Here is a 3,493-nt window from a genome sequence, read left to right on the forward strand (position 1 = left end):
GGGTCTCGACAAGCTCGACCAACATAAGGCTCACAGGAGCCGGGCCGACAGCACCCCTTCGATGTTGCGGATGCGGTCCACCAGCGACTCCGGAACCGCGCCCTCGACGTCCACCAGGGTGTAGGCCAGATCACCGCGCGACTTGTTGAGCAGGTCGGAGATGTTCAGCTGGGCCTCGGCCAGCATGGTGGAGATCTGACCCACCATGTTCGGCACGTTGCTGTTCGCGATCGCCAGCCGCCGGGTGCCCTCGCCGCGGGGCAGCCGGGCGTCGGGGAAGTTCACCGAGTTCTGAATGGTGCCGTCCTCGAGGTACCAGCGCAGCTCGTCGGCAGCCATCCGGGCGCAGTTCTCCTCCGCCTCGTTGGTCGAGGCGCCGAGGTGCGGCAGGGTGACCACCCGTGGCCGCTTGTTCAGCGTCGGAGTGGGGAAGTCGCACACGTAGCCGCGGATCTGGTTGGCCTCCAACGCGGCCAGCAGGCTCGGCTCGTCCACGATCGGTCCCCGGGCGAAGTTGAGCAGCACCGCCGAGGTCTTCATCGCGGCGAACTGCTCGGCGCCGATGAGACCCTTGGTGCCGGCCACCAGCGGGACGTGCAGGGTGACGATGTCCGAGCGCCGCAACAGGTCGTCGAGCGAGGTGACATGCTCCACCTCGGACGACAACGCCCACGCGTGCTGCACGGTGATGCCCGGGTCGTAGCCGAGCACATGCATGCCCAGCGAGATCGCCACGTTGGCCACCTCGACGCCGACGGCACCGAGACCGATCACGCCGAGCACCCGGCCGGGCAGCTCGAAGCCGACATAGTTCTTCTTGCCGGCCTCGACCAGCTTGTCCATGGTGGCGTGGTCGCCTTCGAGCCGGTGAGCGAAGGCGGCGGCGTCCACGATGTTCCGAGCGGCCAGGAACAACCCGGCCACCACCAGCTCCTTCACCGCGTTGGCGTTGGCGCCGGGCGTGTTGAACACCGGGATGCCGTGCTTGGAGTACTCGGCGATCGGAATGTTGTTGGTGCCGGCACCGGCCCGCGCGACGGCGAGCACGGAGGGGTCGATCGGCTGGTTGTGCAGGCTCGCCGACCGCACCAGCAGGGCGTCCGGCTGGGTGATGTCGTGACCGACCAGGTAGCGGTCGCCGGGCAGCCGTGACAGTCCCGCCTGGCTGATTGCGTTCAGGGTACGAATGCGAAATGGCATGGTGATCTGTGAGCGTCAGCCGTTGGCGCGCTCGAACTCCTTCATGAAGTCGATGAGTGCCAGGACACCCTCCAGGGGCATGGCGTTGTAGATGCTAGCCCGCATACCGCCGACGCTCCGGTGGCCGGCCAGGTTCGTGAGACCGGCCTGCGCGGCCTGGGCGACGAAGGTCTTCTCCAGCTCGGGCTTGGCGACCAGGAACGGCACGTTCATCCACGACCGGCTGTCGGCCTGGACGGGGTTGCTGTAGAAGTCGGAGGCGTCGATGAAGCCGTACAGCGCGTCAGCCTTCGCCTTGTTGCGCTCAGCCATCGCGGGCAGCCCGCCCTGGGCCTGCACCCACTCGTAGACCAGGCCGAGCAGGTACCAGCCGAAGGTCGGCGGGGTGTTCAACATCGAGCCGTTGGCTGCCATCTTGGCGTAGTTCCACACCGACGGCGTGCTGGGCCGGGCACGCTCCAGCAGATCGTCGCGGACGATCACCACGCACATGCCGGACGGCCCCATGTTCTTCTGGGCGCCGGCATAGATCAGGCCGAACTTCGACACGTCGATCGGGCGGGACAGGATCGTCGAACTCAGGTCGGCGACCAGCGGGACGTCGCCGGCGTCCGGGATGTAGCCGAACTCGACGCCGCGGATGGTTTCGTTCGGCGTGTAGTGCAGGTAGGCGGCATCACCGTTCACCTGGAACGAGCCAGCGGCAGGCACCCGGATGTAGTTGTCCGGCTTCTCGTCGGCGATCACCCGGGCGGTGACGTACTTGTTGGCTTCGGCGATGGCCTTGGCCGACCAGTCGCCGGTGTTCAGGTAGTCGGCGGCGTCTCCGTCGGCCGCGAGGTTCAGCGGGACGGCGGCGAACTGTCCCATCGCGCCACCCTGCAGGAACAGCACCTTGTAGTTGTCCGGAATGTCCATGACGGCGCGCAGGGTGGCTTCGGCGTGCTCGGCGCAGGCGATGAACTCCTTGCTGCGGTGCGACACCTCCATCACCGACATCCCGGAGCCGTCCCAGTCGAGCAGCTCGTCCTTGGCCCGCTGCAGAACGGGCTCGGGAAGCATGGCGGGGCCGGCAGAGAAGTTGTAGACGCGCATGAGTCGATTCTTCCAGCGTTGCGCGTGGGGCTTCGCCAGTCCGCCGTTTTCGGTCAGGCCCGGACGGCCGCCCGTCGGTGACCCTGGCACACTGGGCCGGTGCGTGCTCGCTCGAATCCAGTCACTCGTTCCGAGGTGTCCGAGGGTGCTGGGGGGTTGAGCGCGCCGTCCGGCCCGGCATGGCTGCGGATCGCCCTGGTCGTTGCGCTGGTGCTGGCGCTGGCCGCCCACCTGTACGGGTTGTACACACCAGGTGAGCCGGGCGCCTCGGAATGGTTCCCGAACTCGGACAAACTGCTGCACTTCTTCGGCTTCGCCGTGCCCACCCTGCTGGCCATGCTGGTGGTCCGGCATTGGTGGCCGGCCCTGGTGTTCGCAGCCCACGCGGTGATCAGCGAGATCGTGCAGGGACTGTTCTTGCCGAATCGGGACGGCGATGTGTGGGACGCGCTCGCCGACCTGACCGGAGTTCTGGTGGCCACGGCAGTATGGCTGGCCTGGCGCCGGCGTCGGTGACGCACTGCAAGCGCGAGAGGACGCACAAGAATGACGGATTCGAGGTCTCGTTCCCGTGATTTCGTGCGTATTCGGGCAGAGGCGGCCCTGATCTACTTAGTGCCTGTGTCGGATGCTGCGCCATTCCCCGATTGGCCCGCGCATGCCGAGGTGCCCCCTTTGGTGGCGCCGACCGTCGCAGGCTCGGGGATCGCCATCGCTACCGGCGTTCACATGGGTCCAGTCCTCGTCGCCGTTGCCGACCAGTACGACAACGGCGTGGCCTGGGAAGAGCACGGATCAACCTGCATCACCATTCATGAACCGCTCGCCACCGACGAGGATGGCAAGGAGCCTTTCGTGATGTTCCGTCCGGCGCACGGCGGCCCTCACCGAGTCGATGTTTATGCGATGAGCCGCGGCGTCAACCGTGATCTGGCGCTCAAGCCGACGGCGCGCAAGAATCTTGAAAGGTATCTGGTGGTATTCACCCCTGTCGGGCAGGTCATGGGGGGCGATGGTGAGTAGGCGGTCGTGGTCCCGCGTGGCCGCTGCGGATCCTGAGGACCAGCCCCGACACCGCTCGTCGCCGAAGGGGACACCGATCGAACAGTTGCGGCAGTTGCCCGGCCTCAGGAATGGCGCTCGTGTTTCGTCGCCGGCTCGGACTCCCTCAATCTTGATAGAAGGCAATTGGAAGTGA

At 66.6% G+C, this 3,493-nt stretch carries 4 protein-coding genes; 2 read left to right on the forward strand and 2 right to left on the reverse strand.

Translation table 11 applies throughout. The features are described from left to right. Positions 1 to 30 precede the first annotated feature (30 nt). Positions 31 to 1,200 (reverse strand): phosphoglycerate dehydrogenase, encoded by a 1,170-nt coding sequence (locus tag Q0066_RS13425; RefSeq protein WP_298133720.1) that lies wholly within the window; start codon positions 1,198 to 1,200, stop codon positions 31 to 33. Between the two features lie 15 nt (positions 1,201 to 1,215). Beyond that, entirely contained in the window at positions 1,216 to 2,295 is a 1,080-nt protein-coding gene (gene serC / locus Q0066_RS13430; RefSeq protein ID WP_298133721.1) for a 3-phosphoserine/phosphohydroxythreonine transaminase, read from the reverse strand. A 99-nt stretch (positions 2,296 to 2,394) separates the two neighbouring features. Here serC and Q0066_RS13435 point away from each other — a divergent pair, with 99 nt between their 5' ends. Further along, positions 2,395 to 2,811 carry a VanZ family protein gene (locus Q0066_RS13435; RefSeq protein ID WP_298133723.1) on the forward strand — a complete coding sequence of 139 codons (417 nt, stop codon included), beginning with the start codon at positions 2,395 to 2,397 and terminating at the stop codon, positions 2,809 to 2,811. Positions 2,812 to 2,973: 162 nt separating this feature from the next. Next, entirely contained in the window at positions 2,974 to 3,318 is a 345-nt protein-coding gene (locus tag Q0066_RS13440) for a hypothetical protein (RefSeq protein WP_298133725.1), read from the forward strand. The last annotated feature ends 175 nt before the right edge of the window (positions 3,319 to 3,493 follow it).

This window comes from Micropruina sp. (genome assembly GCF_027492755.1).
GTDB lineage: Bacteria > Actinomycetota > Actinomycetes > Propionibacteriales > Propionibacteriaceae > Micropruina.

Excerpts from the sequence above, each read along its gene's own strand:
- Q0066_RS13425 (WP_298133720.1), bottom strand. The coding sequence starts at position 1,200 with ATGCCATTTCGCATTCGTACCCTGAACGCAATCAGCCAGGCGGGACTG.
- serC (WP_298133721.1), bottom strand. The coding sequence starts at position 2,295 with ATGCGCGTCTACAACTTCTCTGCCGGCCCCGCCATGCTTCCCGAGCCC.